The 20,016-nt window shown below is 48.8% G+C and carries 15 protein-coding genes and 2 pseudogenes; 7 read left to right on the forward strand and 10 right to left on the reverse strand.

Features of this window, described 5'->3' with window-relative positions:
• Window positions 1-6 precede the first annotated feature (6 nt).
• Both NE584_RS03865 and NE584_RS03870 read right to left on the reverse strand, forming a co-directional pair.
• Window positions 7-945, reverse strand: a complete 939-nt coding sequence (locus NE584_RS03865) for an ABC transporter permease (RefSeq protein ID WP_256181853.1) — start codon at window positions 943-945, stop codon at window positions 7-9.
• 6 nt (window positions 946-951) lie between these two features.
• Window positions 952-2,574, reverse strand: a complete 1,623-nt coding sequence (locus tag NE584_RS03870) for an ABC transporter substrate-binding protein (protein WP_256181854.1) — start codon at window positions 2,572-2,574, stop codon at window positions 952-954.
• Between the two features lie 407 nt (window positions 2,575-2,981).
• On the opposite strand from NE584_RS03870, the gene NE584_RS03875 reads away from it, so the two are divergent.
• The 4 genes and pseudogenes from NE584_RS03875 to NE584_RS03890 all read left to right on the forward strand — a co-directional run bounded on the left by NE584_RS03875 (window position 2,982) and on the right by NE584_RS03890 (window position 8,571).
• A complete protein-coding gene (locus NE584_RS03875) occupies window positions 2,982-4,211 on the forward strand; it encodes an MFS transporter (protein ID WP_256181855.1) in 1,230 nt (409 codons plus the stop codon).
• 86 nt (window positions 4,212-4,297) lie between these two features.
• Window positions 4,298-5,995 (forward strand): CocE/NonD family hydrolase, encoded by a 1,698-nt coding sequence (locus NE584_RS03880; RefSeq protein WP_256181864.1) that lies wholly within the window; start codon window positions 4,298-4,300, stop codon window positions 5,993-5,995.
• 437 nt (window positions 5,996-6,432) lie between these two features.
• A pseudogene (locus NE584_RS03885) lies at window positions 6,433-7,192 on the forward strand (IS5 family transposase).
• 665 nt (window positions 7,193-7,857) lie between these two features.
• Entirely contained in the window at window positions 7,858-8,571 is a 714-nt protein-coding gene (locus tag NE584_RS03890; protein WP_256181856.1) for a hypothetical protein, read from the forward strand.
• Window positions 8,572-8,595: 24 nt separating this feature from the next.
• Here NE584_RS03890 and NE584_RS03895 read toward each other — a convergent pair whose 3' ends face one another.
• The 4 genes from NE584_RS03895 to NE584_RS03910 form a co-directional block, all read right to left on the reverse strand.
• A complete protein-coding gene (locus NE584_RS03895) occupies window positions 8,596-9,720 on the reverse strand; it encodes a hypothetical protein (RefSeq protein ID WP_256181857.1) in 1,125 nt (374 codons plus the stop codon).
• 251 nt (window positions 9,721-9,971) lie between these two features.
• Window positions 9,972-10,466, reverse strand: a complete 495-nt coding sequence (locus NE584_RS03900) for a hypothetical protein (RefSeq protein WP_108980119.1) — start codon at window positions 10,464-10,466, stop codon at window positions 9,972-9,974.
• Window positions 10,467-10,816: 350 nt separating this feature from the next.
• Complete coding sequence (locus tag NE584_RS03905; protein ID WP_256181858.1) at window positions 10,817-11,215, reverse strand: hypothetical protein; 399 nt, start codon at window positions 11,213-11,215, stop codon at window positions 10,817-10,819.
• Window positions 11,216-11,303: 88 nt separating this feature from the next.
• Complete coding sequence (locus NE584_RS03910) at window positions 11,304-12,113, reverse strand: DUF4367 domain-containing protein (protein ID WP_256181859.1); 810 nt, start codon at window positions 12,111-12,113, stop codon at window positions 11,304-11,306.
• A 568-nt stretch (window positions 12,114-12,681) separates the two neighbouring features.
• On the opposite strand from NE584_RS03910, the gene NE584_RS03915 reads away from it, so the two are divergent.
• The gene (locus NE584_RS03915; RefSeq protein WP_108980127.1) at window positions 12,682-13,401 is read left to right on the forward strand and encodes a C39 family peptidase; all 720 of its coding nucleotides are present in this window, start codon (window positions 12,682-12,684) and stop codon (window positions 13,399-13,401) included.
• 166 nt (window positions 13,402-13,567) lie between these two features.
• The gene (locus NE584_RS03920; RefSeq protein ID WP_108980128.1) at window positions 13,568-14,767 is read left to right on the forward strand and encodes a hypothetical protein; all 1,200 of its coding nucleotides are present in this window, start codon (window positions 13,568-13,570) and stop codon (window positions 14,765-14,767) included.
• 396 nt (window positions 14,768-15,163) lie between these two features.
• On the opposite strand, the gene NE584_RS03925 is transcribed toward NE584_RS03920, so the two are convergent.
• The 3 genes from NE584_RS03925 to NE584_RS03935 form a co-directional block, all read right to left on the reverse strand.
• Window positions 15,164-15,604, reverse strand: coding sequence for a CHAP domain-containing protein (locus tag NE584_RS03925; RefSeq protein ID WP_108980129.1), 441 nt, complete (start codon window positions 15,602-15,604; stop codon window positions 15,164-15,166).
• Between the two features lie 250 nt (window positions 15,605-15,854).
• A complete protein-coding gene (locus NE584_RS03930; protein WP_133248278.1) occupies window positions 15,855-16,949 on the reverse strand; it encodes a hypothetical protein in 1,095 nt (364 codons plus the stop codon).
• Between the two features lie 296 nt (window positions 16,950-17,245).
• The gene (locus NE584_RS03935; RefSeq protein ID WP_108980130.1) at window positions 17,246-18,325 is read right to left on the reverse strand and encodes a hypothetical protein; all 1,080 of its coding nucleotides are present in this window, start codon (window positions 18,323-18,325) and stop codon (window positions 17,246-17,248) included.
• A gap of 180 nt (window positions 18,326-18,505) precedes the next feature.
• Between NE584_RS03935 and NE584_RS03940 the strand changes: the two genes are divergently transcribed.
• A complete protein-coding gene (locus tag NE584_RS03940; protein WP_108981535.1) occupies window positions 18,506-18,898 on the forward strand; it encodes a holin family protein in 393 nt (130 codons plus the stop codon).
• Between the two features lie 500 nt (window positions 18,899-19,398).
• Here the strand turns inward: NE584_RS03940 and NE584_RS03945 are convergent.
• Window positions 19,399-20,016 (reverse strand): annotated as a pseudogene (locus NE584_RS03945) (DNA methylase); the annotation flags it as partial.

Below are 20,016 nucleotides of genomic sequence, written 5' to 3' on the forward strand. Positions count from 1 at the left end.
TATATTCTACCTGCCAATCCGGGGATCTACCATGCTGTATGCCAGATCGGCAAGCAGCATGACCACCAAAACCACAAAAGAAACCACAATAATGCTTCCCTGAATCAGGGGAATATCCCGATTGAACACGCCGCTGATCATCAGCTGCCCCATACCGGGGATGTTGAATATCTCCTCCGCGATTACCGATCCGCCCAGGATTTTTGCAATATTCATGCTGATGACGGTGAGTACCGGGATCATGGCATTTTTCAGCATGTGCTGCTTGACCACTTGCTGAGGGCTCAGCCCCTTGGCGTACGCGGTGCGGATATAGTCCTGCTGGGCGGTATCCAAAAGTCCTGCCCGAGTCTGACGGATGATGGCGGCGGTGGGCTGGAAGGCAATGGTTATGCAGGGGAGAATGAGTTGTCGCAGACCTTGCTGCCAGTCTTGCGACAGGGCGGTATATCCTTGAACGGGTAGCAGTTGCAGCTGTTGGGCGAAGATAAAGATGAGAAGAATGGCGATCCAGAAGTTGGGAATGGAGATGCCGAAGGTGGCCAGACGGTTGATGCTCGTCTCCACCCAGGTGTCTTGCTTGAGTACGCTGAGTACCCCCAAAGTGATGCCCAGCACGGCGCTGATGATCAGGGAAATTCCTCCCAGAAAAAGAGTGACAGAAGCCCGGCGCAGCAGGATATCCAGCACATCTGTGTGATAATAGGTTGAGGTGCCGAAGTTACCCCTGAGCAGATCGGACAGCCATAATATATATTGAATGGGCCAGGGCTTGTCCAAATGAAGCTCCTGCTCCAGCGCCAGCTTTTGTTCCGGGCTGGCATCGGTACCCAGCATCAGGGACACGGCATCTCCGGGCATGATTTTAATCAGAAGAAAGGAGAGAATAGATACGCACAAGAGAACCGCCGCCATCTGCAGTGCTTTTTTTAGAATATATTTCATACGCCATCACCCTGCCCCTTCTGAAAAATAAGCGCTCTCCGGGGTCCACTGGATATAGCGGCCCAGGGAACAGAAATGATCTCCGTAAACCGTGTCTTTTTTCACTGCGATGGAGGAGGCCACCCACCCTGTCCCGATGGCATAGTCGTCAATAAGAATTTTTTCGGCCTGCTGGATATATGGAATGGCGTCGGCCTCGGTGGCCTGGGCTCTGGCCAGATCCAATGCGTCGAAAAACTCATTGGGTAGAGAAAGCGCTGGCATTCTGGTGGCGTGGGTCTCTCTGGACAAAAGTCCCTTCATGCTGGAGAACTCGTTGGGAGCATAGCCAAACTTGACAACGCCGATGCCGTCCTCCCAGCCGGTCAGAATAATTTCCTCATAGTATTGGGCGGCATCCATCAGCATGACCGTCACGTGGATGCCCACCCGATCCAGATATGCCTGTACGGCCGCACCCAGCTCGGCATTCAGATCGTTGTTTTCCATATAAATTGTGGTGGAAAATCCGTCCTGGTACCCAGCCTGGGTCAGAAGCTCTTTGGCTTTTTCGGGGTTATAGGGATATCCCTCGATTTCGGGGTTATAAAACTGGCTGTTCACACTGGAGAGCTGATTGGTGTAGCTGCCTGTTTTACCGATCAGGTACTGGGTAATGGCCTCCATATCAATGGCGTACAGGGCGGCCTGTCTGACCTTCAGGTTGGAGAAAGGGGACTGGGGATTGGCGCTGGAAAACCACAGCATATAGCCATAGGCTGCCTGCTTGCCCACTGTTTTGACACACCCTGTCTGTTGGGATAGGGAAGTCAGCAGGGAGTCGGTCACCTGGGCAATGGCATGGAGCTCGCCCTGTTCAAAGGCGGCTGCCATCACAGCGGAGTCCTTTACAATGTGGTACTCTACACCATCCAGGTAAGGGAGCCCCTCAATCCAGTAGTGATCATTCCTGGTATATACGATCTTGGAGTCTACCTCCCAGCTCTCAAAAATAAAGGGGCCTGTTCCTACCGGGTGTACCGCAGCCCAGTCCTCTCCGTGCTCCTCCACAGCGGTGGGGGACACCATCATGCCAACATTGCCGCTGAGGGTGTGAAGGAACTGAAAATCCCGCTCAAAAAGGTGGATTTCGATGGTATATTCATCCACCACCTGGAGGTGGGCAATGTTATCCGTCACAGAGGCATTTCGCCCCTCGTCAATGCAGCATTGCAGGTTCCAGCGTACCGCTTCCGCGTTAAAGGGCGTTCCGTCATGAAACATCACGCCCTCCTGGAGGTGGAATGTATATGTTAGTCCGTCCTGGCTGGTTTCGTAGTCGCGCACCAGCCAGGAAATGAGTCCTCCATCCTCGTTTAGACGGAACAGCTGCTCCACGGCGGGGGCGGCGATCATAATGGCCAGGGAATTGCTTGCCGTAGCGGGATAGCCCAGCACAGTGGCGCTCTCTCCGTCGGGGGTGGTAAAAATCAGCGTGCCGCCGTACTGACCCTGCGGATCTGTCTCCTCAGCGGCATCAGGAATTTCCTGGTCAGCATAGTTCACATTTGCCTGCAGAAAAAATAAGATTGCCGCCACAACGGTGACAGCAATAGCTTTATACAGGATTTTCTTGGCTATGTTGTACATGTTTGGCGTTCCACCTTTCCCGTGCATAGTTTCTTTTTCCACGCATAAAGCGGAAACTTATACTTGCGCTTATTATAAACACAATAATATGCAAAGTCAATTGTGCCAAAAATAATTTTTTATTTTTTTGACCTCAAAAAATAAAATCCAAAACATAAATGTTAATTTCTATAACATTTTTGTCATTTAAAAGTTAGAAAATGATTCGATTTTTAACACACTGGTCTATAAAAGCGAAGAATTCATTCTAAAAAGCGAATGTTATTCGCTTTTTATCCAGCAAAAGCGAGAATGTGATTGAGCCCCCTTGACAGTGAAAAAAGCTGGTGCTATGATCATAACACAAAACCGAACAACACTCGGTTTATGGGCGCGCTGTATTTACAACACGAAAGAGAGGGCGAATCATGAACAAGAGCAACACATCGTTTTTGACATCCCTAAAGGGGCTGTGTAACCGGACATTCTTATTGATGCTGCTGATTGAAGCATTGAACAACTTTGCCACGACCACCGTTAAAACTCCCATTAACGTGTTTGGCGCCGCCCTGGGTGCCAGCGCGGTCATCATTGGTTTGTCATCTTCCCTTTATAACTTTACTGCTACCGCCACCAGACCCTTCTCCGGCTTTGCTATGAGCCGTGTAAATCACAAGCGCTGGCTGCAGATTTGTATGGTCTTGCGTATGGCCAGCTTTGCGCTGTTCATCGTCACCAATAACGTAGTGGTCTATGTCATCGCCAAGTGCTTCCAGGGCCTGGCCTATGCCGCTGCTGCCACCGTGATTCCCGCGGTTATCGGCTCCGCCAACAGCAAGGCCGCCCTTGGTACCGCCTACGGTTTTTATCTGGCCGCGCCTCGAATCATCACCAGCTTTGCTCCTTCTGTTTCCATGTACATTTATGATAACTACGGCTCCACGCCGACCTTCCTCACCGGCATTGGCCTGACCGGTGTCTGCCTGATTCTGACCTTCTTCCTGAACCTGCCGGAGGATCAGGCCCGGGCTTCCGCTCCTGCTCCCAAGAAGGAAAAAGTTCCCTTCTCGCTGCGCTCCATTGACCGCTTTATCTGCTTCAGTGCATTCCCTGTGTGCCTGATCAACCTCTTTGGTGGCTTGGTATACTTCGCCAACGCTGAGTTCCTGGTGCTGTTCGGCGAGGAGAAGGGCATTGCCAATGTGGCCATCTTCTTCACCATCACCAACCTGATTTCTATCTGGGCCCGTCTGGTGGGCGGCGCCATCACTGACCGGTTCGGAACGATCACCATTGCCGTCTATCTGGCTTTGATGGCCATGGCCCCCATTCTGATCGGAAGCGCCACATCCCTGACCCCCATTATTGTGGCTGCGGTGGTCTATCAGATCGGTCAGGGCTGCCTCTTCCCCGCTATCCTGTCTCTTGCCGTTAAGATGGCTCCGGATGAGGAGCGGGCGCTGGCCACCTCCACCTTCTATTTCCTGCTGGACTTCTCCGGCGTCATCGGTTCTGCGGTTGCCGGCTTCCTGGTACAGTATCTGGGCTATGAGATGATGTATTTCTGCTTCGCCGGCTTCCCTGTGCTGGGTATCATCATCTACTTCCTGTATCGTCCCACCATCAAGCGCACGCTGGCCCAGTTCGGCGCGGCGTAATCAGCCCGGAACTTATATTTTGACACATTGCAACAAGGAGGGAAACCGATTATTTCGGTGTTATAATGAAAGTTTTACGCGATATCATGTCCCCCGCGCGGGATGGGGTTTTGCTGGCTGTGGATGTGTACATGCCCGATGAAGGGGGGCCCTTCCCCACCATCGCGGTCAGAACCCCCTATGAAAAGAGCCGCTGGGAACAGCAGCACAGATATGGAAAGGAATATCAGAACCCTGAACGCTTTGTGGCCGCGGGATACGCTGTTGCGGTTCAGGATTGCCGCGGCACTGGCAATTCCCAGGGCAAGTATTTCCCATGGCGGGATGACGCCGCCGATGGCTATGACTTTATCGAATGGATTGCGGGTCAGGAGTGGTCTACCGGAAAGATCGGGGCCATGGGTTCCTCCAATCTGGGGTCGGTTCAGTTCCAGTACGCCTCAGAGTGCCCCCCTCATCTGACCACCATCTGCCCCTGCGGTACCTCCAACCACGTTCCCTTCTTCCGCCACGGCATCATGAATTTAGCCGGCGCCTCTATCTGGTACCTGCAGCAGGCTGACCGTGCGGTAAAGCGCCCGGATCTTGCTCCCGAGACCCGGGAGATCCTCCAGAAGCGGATTGACGACATCAAGGCCGATATGGATAAGCAGTACCGCTGGCTGCCCTTGAAGGACGTGCCTCTGGCCCATATGGAGGAGACAGGCATTCAGCCCTTCTATAACGAGTGGCTGTCGCACGCCGGAGAACCCTGGTACTGGACGGATATGAAGCTGCCCGCGCCCATCAGAAATATTAAGGTTCCCGTGCTGCTGCTTACCTTCTGGTATGACCACCTGGCCAAGGATATTCTGGATGCTTACCATGAGCTGAAGAATCACGGTACCCGTATTGTTCAGGATAACCTCCATCTCTATATCGGCCCGTGGCGCAAGTACCCCGGAATCGAGAGCGGCGAGACCGATGAGTGGGACAATGGGCGCACCCAGACGGACATCCTGATCGAGTGGTTTGATTACTGGCTGAAAGGGATCATGACCCCCATTATGGAAAAGCCCCCTGTTTTCTATCACACCATGGGGAAGGTCAAGTACTACTATGGTGAGACCTGGCCTCTTCCCCAGACCAAGTTTACCCCCTATTACTTTGCCAGCGAAAAGGGTGCCAACAGCGCCGACGGTGACGGCCGCCTGCAGATGGAGATTCCCACTGACGGAAAAGCCTTTGACAAATACGATTACGATCCCGCAGATCCGGTTCCCTGCCGCTCCGGCATCGTGATTTCTCCGGGCGATTCTTTGCGTCAGAGCCAGGAAGTGGTGGAGTGCCGCAACGATGTTCTGGTGTACAGCACCGATGTGTTGGAAAAGAACGTTACTGTGGTTGGCCCCATCGAGGTAAACCTCTGGGCCGCCTCCAGCGCAATGGATACCGATTTTACCGCCAAGTTGGTGGATGTAAGAGAAGATGGCTCTACCTACAATATTACCGAAGGCATCATTCGCTGCCGCTTCCGCGAGGGTCTGGATCGGGCAAAGCCGCTGATTCCCGGTGCCATATACTGCTATCAAATCAACATGGGCGGCACTGGTATGGTATTCCAAAAGGGTCATAAGATCCGCGTGGAAATTGCCAGCAGCAACTTCCCCAAACACGACCGCAACATGAACACTGGGCACGCTATTGGCGAGGACGCTGAGGGCATTGTGGCGCACCAGACCATTTACCACGATGCCGACCACCCATCCTATATTATGTTGCCGATTCAGCCGGTAAGCGATTAACGGCAGTACATCTCTAAAAACCTCCCTAAACTCCTTAACGGATCTTGGTACATGATTTCTTCCCCGTTACCAAGACCTATTAAGGAGTTTTATATCGTTTGGCGCATTAACGGGTGGAGTGTAACTGGGGAAAAAAGCTCCAGACCCCAGAAGTGGCCCGATATGGGTAGAAAACAAACAGTATATCTCCTGCGGTATACAGGACGGAAATTTTCCTGGTTTGGGACAAAGGTATGCAGTAGGGCGGAAGTAATTTTGCTCACCTTTGGGTGATTTGGCTTGCCGCAAGTAGCTGCGAAAAAGTCTTTTTTCGGGCAACGTCCACATTGTTTGCCCTTGTGCGTTGGCTGTTAAAGGCAGGGAAAGGGAAAGCGGGCCTAGGCCTTGTTTGAAAAATAAAAGTTGCACAATAGGACGCAATATGTAAAACTAAGGGCATGAAACGTTATGAACTAAAAAAAGAACAATGGGACCGGATCAAGCAGATGCTGCCACCAGAAGAAACAGGAAAGCGAGAACGTCCGCACAAGGACAACCGGACGATGTTGAATGGAATGCTCTGGATCGTCCGAAGCGGCGCCCAGTGGCGGGAACTGCCAGAAGCCTACGGCCCTTGGCAGTCAGTATATGCCCGATTTGCCAAATGGCGGGATGACGGCACACTGGAAAGAGTGTTTCACACGCTTTCTGGGGATGAAGACATGGAAAATCTAAGCATGGACTCTACCTGTATAAAGGTACATGAAAGTGCCAATGGTGGGGGAAAAAACGGCAGATAAGGCAGTTGGCCGCACCAGAGGCGGGCTGAATACAAAGATTCATGCTGTCGTGGATGGTCTGGGAAATCCTGTAAAGTTCCTCCTTTCAGCCGGAAATGACAACGATTGTGTCCATGCGGTGGAACTGCTGGAAAACGTTGAACTTCGTGGGAGCAACGTGCTGGCAGACCGGACTTATGGTGCTCGATCCATTTGGGAATACATCTCAAAGCATGGGATGCATTATGTGATCCCGCCCCAAAGCAATGTATCCAATCCCTGGCCGTTAGACTGGTATCTGTATAAGGAGCGGCATCTGGTCGAGTGTTTCTTTCAGAAAATCAAGTGGTTTTGCAGAATTGCTACCAGATGCGACAAGCTGGACGCCTCTTTCTTGGCATTTGTTTGCCTTGCTGCCATTGCTATTTTATCGCTTTAGAACAAAACTCCCTATTTTTCAAACAAGGCCTAGGCCAAGAACAGTAAAATTCAAACATTGAGGACAGCTATGGAATCAGTCCACAGGGATTTGACTTAGCCCCTGACTTGTGAACAGTTTCCTCATTTGATTCAAATCATAACCACCGACCGGTGGTTTTCGCTTATAACATGGAAAGAGCGTTGCAGAATGATCTCGTTCTACAGTGGCTCCTTTTATTTTTATCTGAGGTCGTTCCCCTCTGATCCATCATCTGTCATTCAGCATCAAAAGCACTCCCCGACAACGACAGCAAATTATGAACGGGGATCTGCTCTCCGCTCCCCAGGATTAAGCCAATGCAACAATAAATTATTTTCTTCTTCAAAAGTATGGGGGCGCATAATTCAGTCATGCGCCCCCATGTCAGTGACTTTTTATTTCTTCTCTAGGCCCATTAGGTTACGATCAGCTTGCTGTTGTTGTCTCGTCCCTTGTAGCTGATATCCGCCTTTTCCGTACTGCCGACAGATACATCAATGAATTCATCATTGAACGCCACCGCATACTGGTTAAAGGAAGAATTTACATTTTTGAAAAAATGTTCTCCTTTATTGTTGTCTAGGGGCCCACTAGATCAAACATTTGAAAGGAGAAATTTTATGTCTCATACGTGTATTCGATATATGGATGACAACACCGGTCGAGATGTATATATCGTCAAGACCAAGGCATCGAACATTGAGCTTGTGAATCTCACCAGCTCTTCTTACCCCAAGGGCAAGACCATCAAAAACTCTGGATACTATGGAATGAACGCAAGTTGGTATGAAGAAATCAAGGAAGGCAGCGATATTTATTCCTGTATTCTCAATATTGCATATCAGGATGGAAAGCCTCTGGGTGCCCTGTCGCAGTATAAATACGGTCAGAAAAATCGGGTTGGCGATTGTCTGATTTACTATAAGAATGGGTCTGTATATTATGCGGAGGGGGTTAAGGACTCCAGTGACAGCCGTGTGCCGAAGACATCTGGGTCTTGGGCTCAGGGCGGCATGGGCCTTTTCCTGGGTAATTCTAACTGGCTCTCTCTTTTTAGAAATCAACCGATGACCACCGAGGATTATTCCAAGGGGACCGCTCCCAGATCTGGCATGGTAGTAAATACGAACACTAAAGACGTATATCTGTTTGCGGTTCCAGTTGCTTCTACAGATTTGATCTCTTTCCGCCAAATCATTATGGACTATTTCGGTTTGAAGGACGGCGCATCTAACTCTTATATAAGAGCCATTCTTCTGGATGGTGGCGCTTCTACTGAACTGTATGGCACTGATTTTTATGCTCATACAACGATTCAGCATAAGATTCCTCAGATGATTTCTGTGGGGCAGGCTTAATACAGCACATGGGGCGGGGCAAATTTAGCCCCGCCCTACAAATATTTTCATCCAAATTTCAAAAAATATTGCAATAAAAAATAGATTTCGAAGGATCGGAACGATGGTATTCAGAGACACATCTTCAAGGGGAAAAGTGCTGCATATCCCCTGGAATCTTAGGTGCCCCGACCGAGTGACCCAGAGATTGCTGTCTAAAGGTACGGCTTCTCGGTCATCGGCACATGTCACTTTTATCGTTTCGCCCTCGACCTCACATATCCACCGGTCCCCATCCGAAGTCAAGAACCCCTGATAACAAAATTGTGTGACATCTTGTGCCAAGACATCCGGCAATATCGCATTTTGGTATGTCTGTTCCTGCGCGGCCTTAAAAGCATCGAGTACAAGGACCTCCCCACGGGTGGTCAGAAGCAGATATTTCAGTCCTCCCACATAGGAAACGTCCTGAATCTGTGATGCGATGCAGTCGGGGCGATAGAGTGCTCCATCGCTGGGGGCGACCGAAGCCTCGTTTCCCCAAACATAGAGATCATAATTATTATCGATGGCAAATGTCGTATCAAACCAGGAAAATGTTGCACGTACATTTTTCATCAATTTCTGTGGATACGAAGCGCTGTCCTCGATCCTACAATTTCCTACCCCCATCTGGCCTCCGCTGTTATCTCCCCATACCCAGAGTGTTCCGTCGGTTTTTACGACCGAAATATGAGAGGAGCCGACAGCGGCGTTTTCAACGCCATCCATAATTCTGACTGGACGATCAAAGGGAACACGTCTCTCTTGTAAAAGGAGACTGAAATATCCGCCCCATCCCCACAAGGTGTGAGAATCGTCAAGGGCCAGGGAACAGTGCCTTCGATTGGAATATACCTCGCTTACATGGGATAAAAGTGTTTTACGCGCCCAATAGGGGTAGACAGGCAAGGCTCCATTCCCCACCAGACCATTCGTATTCCAGCCCCAGGTGATGAGGTCGCCGTTTGGCGCAATCAAACAATAGGAGTCGTAAAAAGTAGTGATCGCCTGGTTTGCGGCAAAAGAATCAAATTTCGCGGGGAAAAAATTGAGAATCACGAATGTGATGCAGAGCGCCAGGTAGAAGCATCGCCGGATGAGGAAATATTTTTTTCTTTTGCAGAGCATGAATACAGACACCCTCTCTCTATGTGTTTTTATTATATATAACGCAGAATTAAATCCAAATGCAACAGTACAATATTGATTAATTCATATATTCCCTTTCACTATCAGAAATGGTACCTCGGAAGTCTGAAGCACCACCGATTATGACTGCTATAATGTTTCGATATAAGCACGGGCCCAGAACCTAAGTTCTGGACCCGTGCTTTATCCTGCATTTCTAGACCCACCCATTTTTCAGGCACTTCACCCCCTTATTCGATCTCCTTGATATGGGTGGCCAGGTACTCCATTTGACTGGACAGTGCTTGGTAGCGGGCCGCCAGCGCCTCATCGCTCTCACTGAACTCTACCCCGCTGGGGGCACGGACAAAGACCGCGAAGTCCTCTGTCTGGAGTGCCCGCCGGCTCGCCCCGGCCATCACTGGCCGGTCGTCCTCCGCCCACACACCGGGATAGCAGTCGATGTAAAACAGGGCCCCGTGGCCCTCCTTCTCCAGCGTCTCCCGGTGATAGATCGTGATGCAGTTCCCTCCATTTTGGTGCGGCAGATCGTACTCCTCCTCCAGCTGGATCAGGCCGGCCCATTCCACCGGGAACTCGATGGTGAACCCAAGCCGCTGGTTCACGTACAAAAGAGCACTTGACTCCACCGGGAGTGCGATCCCTGTCACCTCGCTGCTGTTCTCCTCCGGCTCCTCTTCGATGATATGGGCGATGCTGATGTCGCTGCTATCCTCGTCGTTCACAGGGGGCAACTCCGTCTGGCCGCATGATACACAAAATGTCAGCGGCAACATGACAGCAGCCAGTATCAGGTATTCCCTCCATGTCCCAGCCGATATTCCGCCCTTCTGCTTCATTCTTTTCACAACCGCCCACCCCTTTAACGGAAAATGATTGAGCCTTTCTATTATTATAGACGGTCAGTTTTCCCAAGTGCAACATATCCACGATATTTTTCTGTTTTTTGACCGCGGATTGTGCTGCGGCCCCCTCAAAAATTGTCTTTGTCCCAGAGCGGGAACTTGCGGGCGATCCCCAACAGCAAAACGGACCTGGATGCCAGTATGTGCATCCAGGCCCGTCTCTCTCGTGTTTAGAACCTTTCAATCGTGGAATAGGAAGTGCCGTCCTCCACAAAATTTCCATTGGAATCATAGATATCTGCGGAAATTTTTAGCCGGTAGTCATAGCCGCTGGCAACGAACTGGGCCTTATCGAAGCTAATTTTTCTTCCACTGGCACTCCACTCCTTGATTGTTTCCCATGTGGAGCCCTTTTTCTGCTGAAGCTCCAACACCGCTTTGGCTGTAGAATTGGCGTTTAGAGCACATTCAGCGCCACAGGATGCATAGCCATTTTCATTAATTGACAACTCTGCATACAGAAGTGCTATGTGGCTATATCGAGCTGAGATGCTGATAGATAAACTAATCAGCACACAAACCGCTAATATAGCGGAACAGATTGCTTTTATTTTTCGTTGATGTTTCATTGGTTTGCTTTCCTTTCTATAATATATTTCTGAGCTGAGCTCATAATATAAGACACAGAATCTGGAAAAATGCAACCTACTTTTTCTTTTACCAGTGAAGACCCTCTGCTAGCAACAAGATATCTTCTGAAGTAGGTGCGTTATCTGCGGGCCCCGAAGCGGTAATCTGTATTACATAATCGTTTTCCTGATCTATCCAAACCAAAAGCCTTCTATATCCAAATGAAGGGTCTTTTATATAAAGTTCTGCTGAATACCCTTGAATAGATACATCTATTTTCTGGGAATCTTCTGAATCAAACTGGTAGATACCGCCACTAGAATACTTGATCACATCCACATCAATAACATGGCCCATGTCGTCATAGAACGAAATTCTGCGTGTGCCATTATCTTTAGACAAACCATCATCGCCAATTTCATACCCTTCTGGAATCCACTCGAACCCAAGTCCATAATAATAGGTACAATCGTCGTTCAGTTCCTCATCCTCAACAGAGGGAGCCACTGGGGTGTTTCCACTCTCTCCTCTGAATGTGAGCTCGGTGTACCGGTCATAGGTGTTGATCACGGCGTTGAGCACACTCAGCCGAAACTCTTCCGACGCCGCCATCGCGGTCGTCAGCAGCACCACCATCAGCATAACGGCAACGGAGAGCCGCCGCACGACCTTCCATGTCATTTTTCCAAGTTTCTTTGCCTTTTTTCGGTTAAATTCCCGGCGAATGGTCGCCTCACAGCGCCGCCGCACGGACTCCGGCACCTCCGCCGCCGGATCTGCCTTCAGCCGCTCATTCAGCTCCAGTGCCTGCTTGCCCTCCTCCTCGGCCACTGAATCCATCAACAGGGCAAACAGAGCGTCTTCATACTGCTCCGTCAGCCGCTCGTGGTTAGTCATCCTCATTATCTCTCTGCGCTAGTGTAATGCTTTCAATCAGCATATCCCCCACTCCCAGAACGAATCTGGAAATGAAAGAGAGAATGCCGCTTAGAAAGTAAACCTCAGTTTAAAAATCTTTTATGGTGCTGCTTTATCCTTCCCATACTAAAAGACGCTTTTTTTAAAATTTGCAACATCGCAGACTTGAAATGGTTATAATTCTGCCCTCCCAACATTTTTAAGAAGGCTTCCGAAAATCTTTCGGAAGCCTTCTTTATAGATAAACGTCAATTTTTATTAGGTGCAACATAGTTAACTATTTTTTCATTTTTTGCTGTTACACCGCAAAATCACGTTGCATTTTTCAATTAAATTCCGTCTTATAAGACAGAGGAAAACCAAAGAATAACTTGTTATACTTTTGGGGGTGATTCCCATGACGTAGTACTTTCCATGCCCCGAATAGGCACCCATGCATTCTCATCTATCCCAATAAGTCTAAGCGTATCTAAAGCAAGAAGCTGAATCAATGACAGGCAACAGGCACAGACTTTGACGGCGCAAATTAGAAAGGGGCAAAATTTCCATGAAAAAAAGATCTCGCATCATTCCCGTTTTATGCACACTTTTGGTCGCCACCTTTTTGTTTGGAACTGTATCCGCAACGAACATCAGTATGATTGGCAATACAGTTACTGAACCGCCTCTCACCCAAGAGGAACTGGAGCATATCAGTGAATGTAACGCGCTGATTGAACAGCAACTTGCCCGCGATAACCTCACCAGGGCGATCTATAATAACTATCTTTCTATGAGCGTGATCACCCAGGAAAATGGGTATTACTGTGGACCAGCGACTGCTTGTATGGTTGCAAAGACCCTGGGCCTGGGCACCTATACCCAGAAAGAGATGGCTTCCCTGCTTGGGACCACGACCAGCGGAACTAGCGGTGCACAGATCTGCAATACGTTAAACAGCCTGCTCTCTAAAACTTCGGATACACGGCGTTTCCAGCGTGTCACAATTTCCACCGCTGCCCTGGAAACTAGTGTTCGGTCGAGCCTCAGAAATGATTTTCCGCTTACACTCAACGTGAAAGAAATGCCCAACTACACATCTGGCAGCGGGCACTTTATTGCTGTGAAGGGTTATTACTTCAACACATCGACCGATTTTAAGACCATCACAATTTGCGATCCTCATCCCACTTATTCCGGCACGTACACCTATACCCTCGAAGAAATGGAGACCGCAGTCGAATCGAGCAACGGCTATTACAACCGTCTGGATGCCAGCACAGTGTAAATTGCTTTTGGGAGTAGCAACAGGAATTTCTCCTGTTGCTACTCCCTCTGCCAGATAAGTCTGGTTAACCCCTCACATAAATCTGTAAAAATATTGGAATAGCTTTTATTTGAGAATTATACCTATTTGTCATTGAAAGGTCTTTGGCATTTAGAGAGGTGACGTTATGATTAAAAAGTCCATATTCTTTATACTCCTTGCGCTCTTGTTGATAATGAGTGGATGCGGGACCAACAGCCAAGCCCCTAACAGCTCCGCCAGCACCTCTGCTCCGACTGAAAGCTCAGGTTCCGCGGGGAGCACGCAGCCGGACCAGGAGGGATTCCTGACAAATCAGAACGAACCTCTGACTCATGCGTCTGCACTGGGCCTGTATGAGAGCTTAGATGTATCAGAGGACCAGAGGGTCGAGATACTGGACATGAACGAGGACTACATATTTCTCAGTGTAAATTATGACGCTTTTGAAATTGAGCTCACCCGCGAGGTCGGATTTACATACATGAGCGAGAAATTAGTTCTCCTGGAATATCCGAATATGACTCTTGTTTCAGAAATCCTACTCCCATCTGCGGTCTACTGTACAAGCGGGGCTCTTTTTGATGATGGCTATTCATACTCCACTATCACAATATCTGATTCCATCGAATCTGATTATTCTATCTATTATCATTCAAATCAATCGGAAGCTCCTGACGCGCTGATTGATCATGGGAAATGCTATGCAGTTGATTTTAACATTCCTTCTCTGCTTACGATGGACTCGGGCAAAATCGTGTACAGCTATACCAATTTGGAGAACGGCACACTGGGAATCAGCACAATTTTGCCTGGTGGAAAATTGAGATCCAACTTTGAATACGCTTTTACAGATGATGGCCTTGGATTCCTGGGAAATTTGAAAACCAACGGCAACCAGTTTATGATATTTCTTGAACTGGATGGGGTCAGAGGTCTTCTGCTCGGTGATACGCAGTCCGATTGCAGCTTCCTTCCCAGTGCTGAAGGCGAACAGATTTTTGACTATTGCCTGCTAGAATCCACCTTTTTGTGTTCTCTGAGACGTACAGATATCAACTCTATCGAGTATTTAGAAGAACGGGATTTTACTGGCAGTACCATAAAATCTATGAAATATCCATCGGTTTACCGAATGGTTTCCGATGGACAGGACTGTGCCCTGGGAATCAACGGGAAGTATCAAATCATTGCGATTCGTGTTGAGGACCAAACAGCAGCGATCTATCGAGACACAGAAATGACTCTGCCCGTGCTGTTTTACGAAATCAGCGACGGAGCCTTCGGAGCTCATTTCTATAACGCTGTTTATGGTCCAAGATCTCTGAGCACATTCACCTTCTTCTGAACTGACACTCCATATTTATGAACACATATCTTTAAAAAGCAAAAAGGCACGGGACTGGTAATGGATCAGAGTTTCATTACCAGCCCCTATTTTTATAAGCATATCACTTGCCGCGCGGGCCAGATCTCTTATTCGTTCTTTTCAGACTCATACTCCTTCCGTATGCCTTTATTTTATGGGGTCAACAAAACAACTGACTTATCCTCAAGCCGCCAGTCTTGTTATACGAAAAACTAGGAAAATAAAGGGCGGCATCTCTGAATAGAGAGGTGCCGCCCTCATTTTGCAGTTGTTTACTAAGAATTTATCCGTCTACAGACTGTCTATATAGTGAACACTGCGAAAAAGTTTGTGTTGTCTAGGTATTGGTCCTTACCACAACATCCTCCGACTGCGTCAGCTGTTGCTTCCGTACCAGACGATGTGGCCAAAGGCACTGCTGTATCCTTTCAAATCATACTTTCCATTCTTGACAATACTGTCGTAGATAGTATCTCCGCTCATATTCCCTTCAACAGTAATAATCTGATCATCCGTGATTTCGGAGATGATCCCAATGTGTGTGATATTATCATTTCCTTTCGGATCAATAAAAGCCAAATCCCCCTCCTTTGGGAAGTTGCTCCCAACAAACGCAAAGTTTCCGTTGAGGCCCCAAAGTTTAGAGGCAGTATTGGAGCTACCAAAATTCATATCAGCCTTGGCTCCACACTGGCGCACAAACCATGCACACCAATCTACACCGGGATCGCTCGTGTCAAAATGCTTGACACATTCTTTCAGATTCATGCCCACACATTCTTCCGCAACACTAATGAGAGTATCAATGGATGCCATATTAGTTCCTCCTTACAAAATTTGTGAGCCGGATCACTAAATTGGACGTAACGAGACAACGCGGTGTCCAAACACGTTGTCCCGAATAATCCGGTTACAAATATAAAAGACCATTTGAACAGAAAGAAAGTAAACCTTTTTCCAGGTGCTTTGCAGAATATAATAAAACGTGAGGGGATAATGACCTATAAAAAGGGTGACCACATATGTGATCACCCTTCGGAATGACTGCTCTCTAATTTTAGTATGCTTAATCCACACTCCACTCATGACTAGAGGCACCAACGCCATAGGAGGCAACAATGTGCTGCCAGTCAAAGGAACAAGTGTCATTTGGCGCAAGTGTAATCTCACACCACCGCCAGGTCTTTAAGCCATCAAGTAAATTAGCTGCCTGTACATTCCCGCCAAGATTCATTACCTGACAAGTACCAGCAGATCCTACATACCCGTGGATGGTATATGTCTTACTGGTATTATTTTTGAATGTGATCGTATTATAGTTGTGCGCACACCAGTTCCCCAGATTGTTTAAATCGTCATTGGAGGAATTGGGGTCAGCCGTTAACCCACCCTGAATCATCTTGATAGGAATCATCTCATTGCTGTTTCCATATCCACCCTGAGCATTAGAGGTATAGATATACGGCCGAGACAGCAAATCAGATACATATTTTGTCCCATGAGTAAATGTCAGATAATAGCCTGTTCCTTTCCCACTATAAACGGCGGGATAGGTATGATTGATGGATTTATCGGCACTGTACGACAAGCCATAGGGGAACGCCACTGCATTACCATCCACAGCGCTAGTAGATTGGTATGCATATACGGTTACTACGACACTTCCGCTGGTTTCAAACCGACACATCCCGGTAAACGGGGTCGAAGAATCTGCGGGTATCGCCTGAGAAGTCGCGATCCATGCCGCCTTGCCTGAAGCAATGGTAACGGAGGTCTTTTTCGAAGAGAAAAAGTTTTTGACCGCATTAATTGATTTGTACCATCCACTGCTGTCACCATAATTTTGGCATGTCACGGTAACGGACTTAGAAGAGCTATTATACGCCTGTATGCCCACATAAAGTCTCTTTCCAGTGTAATTTGTGTGGGAGTAAAAGACTTCCGCCGTGCCAGAGATAGTCTGTTGGTTTAAAAAATATCCATTTTCAGCCAGAGCAAGGCCCTTCCCATTTTTTCCGATGGCTTCTGGATAATTGGAATAAATCCAGGGGTTGCTATTTCTCGTAACAGTAAGGCGTGTCCGTTTCTCAGTGTCAATCGTTTTAGAGGTAGAAAGATTGCTCCCTGACGGAGATAGCATTTTTGCGCTTACAGTTGCCATTTTTAAAATTCCTTTCTGTATGTTATTTGTGGCCTAGCAGCACCTTGGACTTAACGAAGGATTACGGTGTCCACCCGTGAATCCTCCGGCTACCGGGCTACACATACAGAAAGAGAATTGAAAATCTGAATTGTAAACTCAAGTAAAAAGTGCCTGTTGCAAAATGGAATTTCGAAAAATTGGTCCAAAGAAAAAGTTGCTGAGAACCGTCATTCAGGCGGTTCTCAGCAACTTTTTTATGCATCAATTTTCTGCGTGGGTCTAAAAATTGCATCTTGCAACAGACCCCTTCGAGATCATTGGATCATCTCCAGCAGCTCACTCACATTCAGGCAGAGGTCCGGCCTCTCCAAGTCAAACAGGGGCACTCCGCCCAGTTCCGTCTGGAATACCTGTCCATTCCGCACCAGGCGCAGAGGGACAGAGAGATAGGCCAGCGCACAGCCGGGATACATATCCTTCTGCGGCATGATGTGCTTTCTCAGGGTCAGGTGGTCCCCTTCTCGCTGAAATACCCGTCCCCCCCCCTGCACGATTTGACTGAGGAAATACACATCCAAAGCAGGTTCCCGCAAGACGAGCCCTCCCGCTTCCACAGAAAGCCGATAGTCCAGAACTATGTCCTGGACCGCACTCATAGAGGTGAGTTCCCCGAAATCGCAGGAGCACGCCGATGCGTCCCAGTGGGCCACCGGGTCTTCCCCCGGGACCTGGGAGGGGAGTTGATATTGGACAATTCCGGCAGACCATGTCCCGAAGGCAGGGAGGATCGTCTTGACTGTGCAGGAGAGCCCGTTCACCTCCAGGGGATCGCCGGGATGCAGGCTGGAGAAACGGACCGTCCTGGTCTCCCCGTCCCACTCTGTGCGGCAGAGGGAGCGAGAATATCCGATTAGAAAGTTGGGATTACCCAAGATGAATCCATGCATTTCGACCTTCCCCACCTCGGACAGAGGGATCATCATCCACCCGCCAATGTTATAGACATGCTCCAGCTCATTGCCATTGAAGAGCACCCTGATGTCAGTGGCATAGTAGCTGCCCCGGACCGTTCCGGGGACCTCCCGGGTGATGTCAGGCTCCGGCATGCGCTCCGGCCGCTGGGCCGACGTGACCGTTACCCACCGGGTCTCCGGGTCCCACTCCACCTGAAAGCCGTATCCGGCCAGATCGCTCACCGAGACAACGGTGGTCCCGCCGATGTTGTAGGAGGCAATGGGGGCCCCGTCTATATAGGTAACGATGTCGGTGGTATAGACGCTGCCCAGCCGGGTCCCCACAGGGACCTCCTCTTCCGCATCCTCCGCAAAGGAGGGGGCTGCCAAGAGGCAGGACAAGAGCAGCACAGCACACAGAAATCCAAGTTTTTGTTTCATAGACGGCTCCTTTCAAAAATATCAGACAGGCCAAATAGTTTTCTATATAGTAATACGATACACCACACCAAAATGCAACGGTTTTGTTAAAAATCAGGATTTACATTTTACTCGGAGGTATCTCCTTATAGTTTGCCAGAAAAAAATATGGGCAAGCAAATAAATGAAAGGATCTTTTGTATGTTAAACATTATTTTAAACTCTCTCGGGAAAATCATTTCATTTTTCCTGGGGGAACTGGACGGGCTCTTATACGCTTTGGTAATCTTCGTTATTTTAGATTATATTACAGGTGTCTGTGTTGCAATTCAAACCAAAAAGCTGTCCAGCAATATTGGTGCGAAAGGAATTGCGAAAAAAGTGGCAATTTTCTTGATGATCTCAGTCGCACATGTGGCGGATCAGTATCTTGTAGAATCCACGGATGTTCTTCGATCTGTAACAACGCTTTTTTATCTGTCAAATGAAGGCATCAGCATTTTTGAAAATGTCTGCAAGATTGGTCTTCCCTTGCCCGGTCGGCTCAAAAATCTTTTAGAAAAATTTAAAGACATCAAAAATCAGGCGGAGTAACTAAGTAATAATGCCCTGGTCCCCTTGAAAACACAAACGGCTGGCCGGAATCCCGGGCAGCCGTTTTTTCTGTAAGACCCAATGGTCAAAGTTTCTTCCCACACTTAGGACATACTGGTGCAGTTCATCTGCATCGGCTCTTTTGGTTTCTCCATCCGAGATTGTTTCGCTTCTCCCACCATCTCTCATTCATTATCTGGAAGACACTCTCCCGACAACGACAACAGATCACGGAAGGGAATCTGCTCTCCACCTTCCAGAATCATGACCTCTCTATAAGCGTCAATTTTGCGGACCGCCCCGGTGGCAATCAAGTAATTTCCGCCCTCTTTTTTTCCGTCTGGCCGAAACCAGGTCACCGTCACCGCTGGATGCTGATCCAGCAATCCGGCCAGCACACGGAGCTGCTTGTCCAGTTCCTCCTGGACACCTTCATCCAGCTCTTTTTGCAGCGTGGTTAACCGCCCCGCCTCCTGCAGGACCGCATCGTAACCAGTCAAGGCGGTAAAGGGAGAAAACAGGTCCATCTGCTCACTGGCATCTACTTCTGGCACTTTCCGCTCCGACATCACATGGTTGGCCGTGATATTGAGTCGGCGGAACAGTAGTCCCGTGTCCACAATCCTGTGAAAAAGCGGATCGGCGGCATTCTGAATCTTTCGTGTGGATGAAGTGTATTTCTCGATATTTTTTCCATGGCTGTGCTTCGGCACAAATCTGCCGTATCGGTCCCTCTTGATCTTGCCCCGATACCGACTGAGGCGTACCGGATCTCGGATGTTCTCAATATCATATCCCGCGGTCAGGGTCAGCTGATCTGTTGCAAGTCCCTTTCCACCAGCTCCAGGGCCAGCGTATCCGCCATCTCACGTATCACAATGCGGGCTTTCTCAGCACTGTATGGGCATTGGAGGACCTGACCTGATCCAATGCTGTTGGATTCCGGCCGATAGGCTTTGATGTCTGATATCGTGCAGGGCTCCCACCCCCAAGCGTGATCGATCAGCAGCTCCGCATTGATCCCGAACAACTTATAGAGCAGGTCCTCATTGTGCAGGTCACTCGGGCCGCCGAGAGAGCAGCGCGCGATGTCCCCCATCGTATAAATGCCGTGCTCC

The organism is Clostridium sp. DFI.5.61 (assembly GCF_024462915.1).
Taxonomy (GTDB): domain Bacteria; phylum Bacillota; class Clostridia; order Oscillospirales; family Oscillospiraceae; genus Lawsonibacter; species Lawsonibacter asaccharolyticus.

Excerpts from the sequence above, each read along its gene's own strand:
- NE584_RS03930 (WP_133248278.1), bottom strand. The coding sequence starts at position 16,949 with ATGGCAACTGTAAGCGCAAAAATGCTATCTCCGTCAGGGAGCAATCTT.
- NE584_RS03940 (WP_108981535.1), top strand. The coding sequence starts at position 18,506 with ATGTTAAACATTATTTTAAACTCTCTCGGGAAAATCATTTCATTTTTC.
- NE584_RS03935 (WP_108980130.1), bottom strand. The coding sequence starts at position 18,325 with ATGAAACAAAAACTTGGATTTCTGTGTGCTGTGCTGCTCTTGTCCTGC.
- NE584_RS03895 (WP_256181857.1), bottom strand. The coding sequence starts at position 9,720 with ATGCTCTGCAAAAGAAAAAAATATTTCCTCATCCGGCGATGCTTCTAC.
- NE584_RS03925 (WP_108980129.1), bottom strand. The coding sequence starts at position 15,604 with ATGGCATCCATTGATACTCTCATTAGTGTTGCGGAAGAATGTGTGGGC.
- NE584_RS03880 (WP_256181864.1), top strand. The coding sequence starts at position 4,298 with ATGTCCCCCGCGCGGGATGGGGTTTTGCTGGCTGTGGATGTGTACATG.
- NE584_RS03890 (WP_256181856.1), top strand. The coding sequence starts at position 7,858 with ATGGATGACAACACCGGTCGAGATGTATATATCGTCAAGACCAAGGCA.
- NE584_RS03875 (WP_256181855.1), top strand. The coding sequence starts at position 2,982 with ATGAACAAGAGCAACACATCGTTTTTGACATCCCTAAAGGGGCTGTGT.
- NE584_RS03910 (WP_256181859.1), bottom strand. The coding sequence starts at position 12,113 with ATGACTAACCACGAGCGGCTGACGGAGCAGTATGAAGACGCTCTGTTT.
- NE584_RS03915 (WP_108980127.1), top strand. The coding sequence starts at position 12,682 with ATGAAAAAAAGATCTCGCATCATTCCCGTTTTATGCACACTTTTGGTC.
- NE584_RS03870 (WP_256181854.1), bottom strand. The coding sequence starts at position 2,574 with ATGTACAACATAGCCAAGAAAATCCTGTATAAAGCTATTGCTGTCACC.
- NE584_RS03905 (WP_256181858.1), bottom strand. The coding sequence starts at position 11,215 with ATGAAACATCAACGAAAAATAAAAGCAATCTGTTCCGCTATATTAGCG.
- NE584_RS03865 (WP_256181853.1), bottom strand. The coding sequence starts at position 945 with ATGAAATATATTCTAAAAAAAGCACTGCAGATGGCGGCGGTTCTCTTG.
- NE584_RS03920 (WP_108980128.1), top strand. The coding sequence starts at position 13,568 with ATGATTAAAAAGTCCATATTCTTTATACTCCTTGCGCTCTTGTTGATA.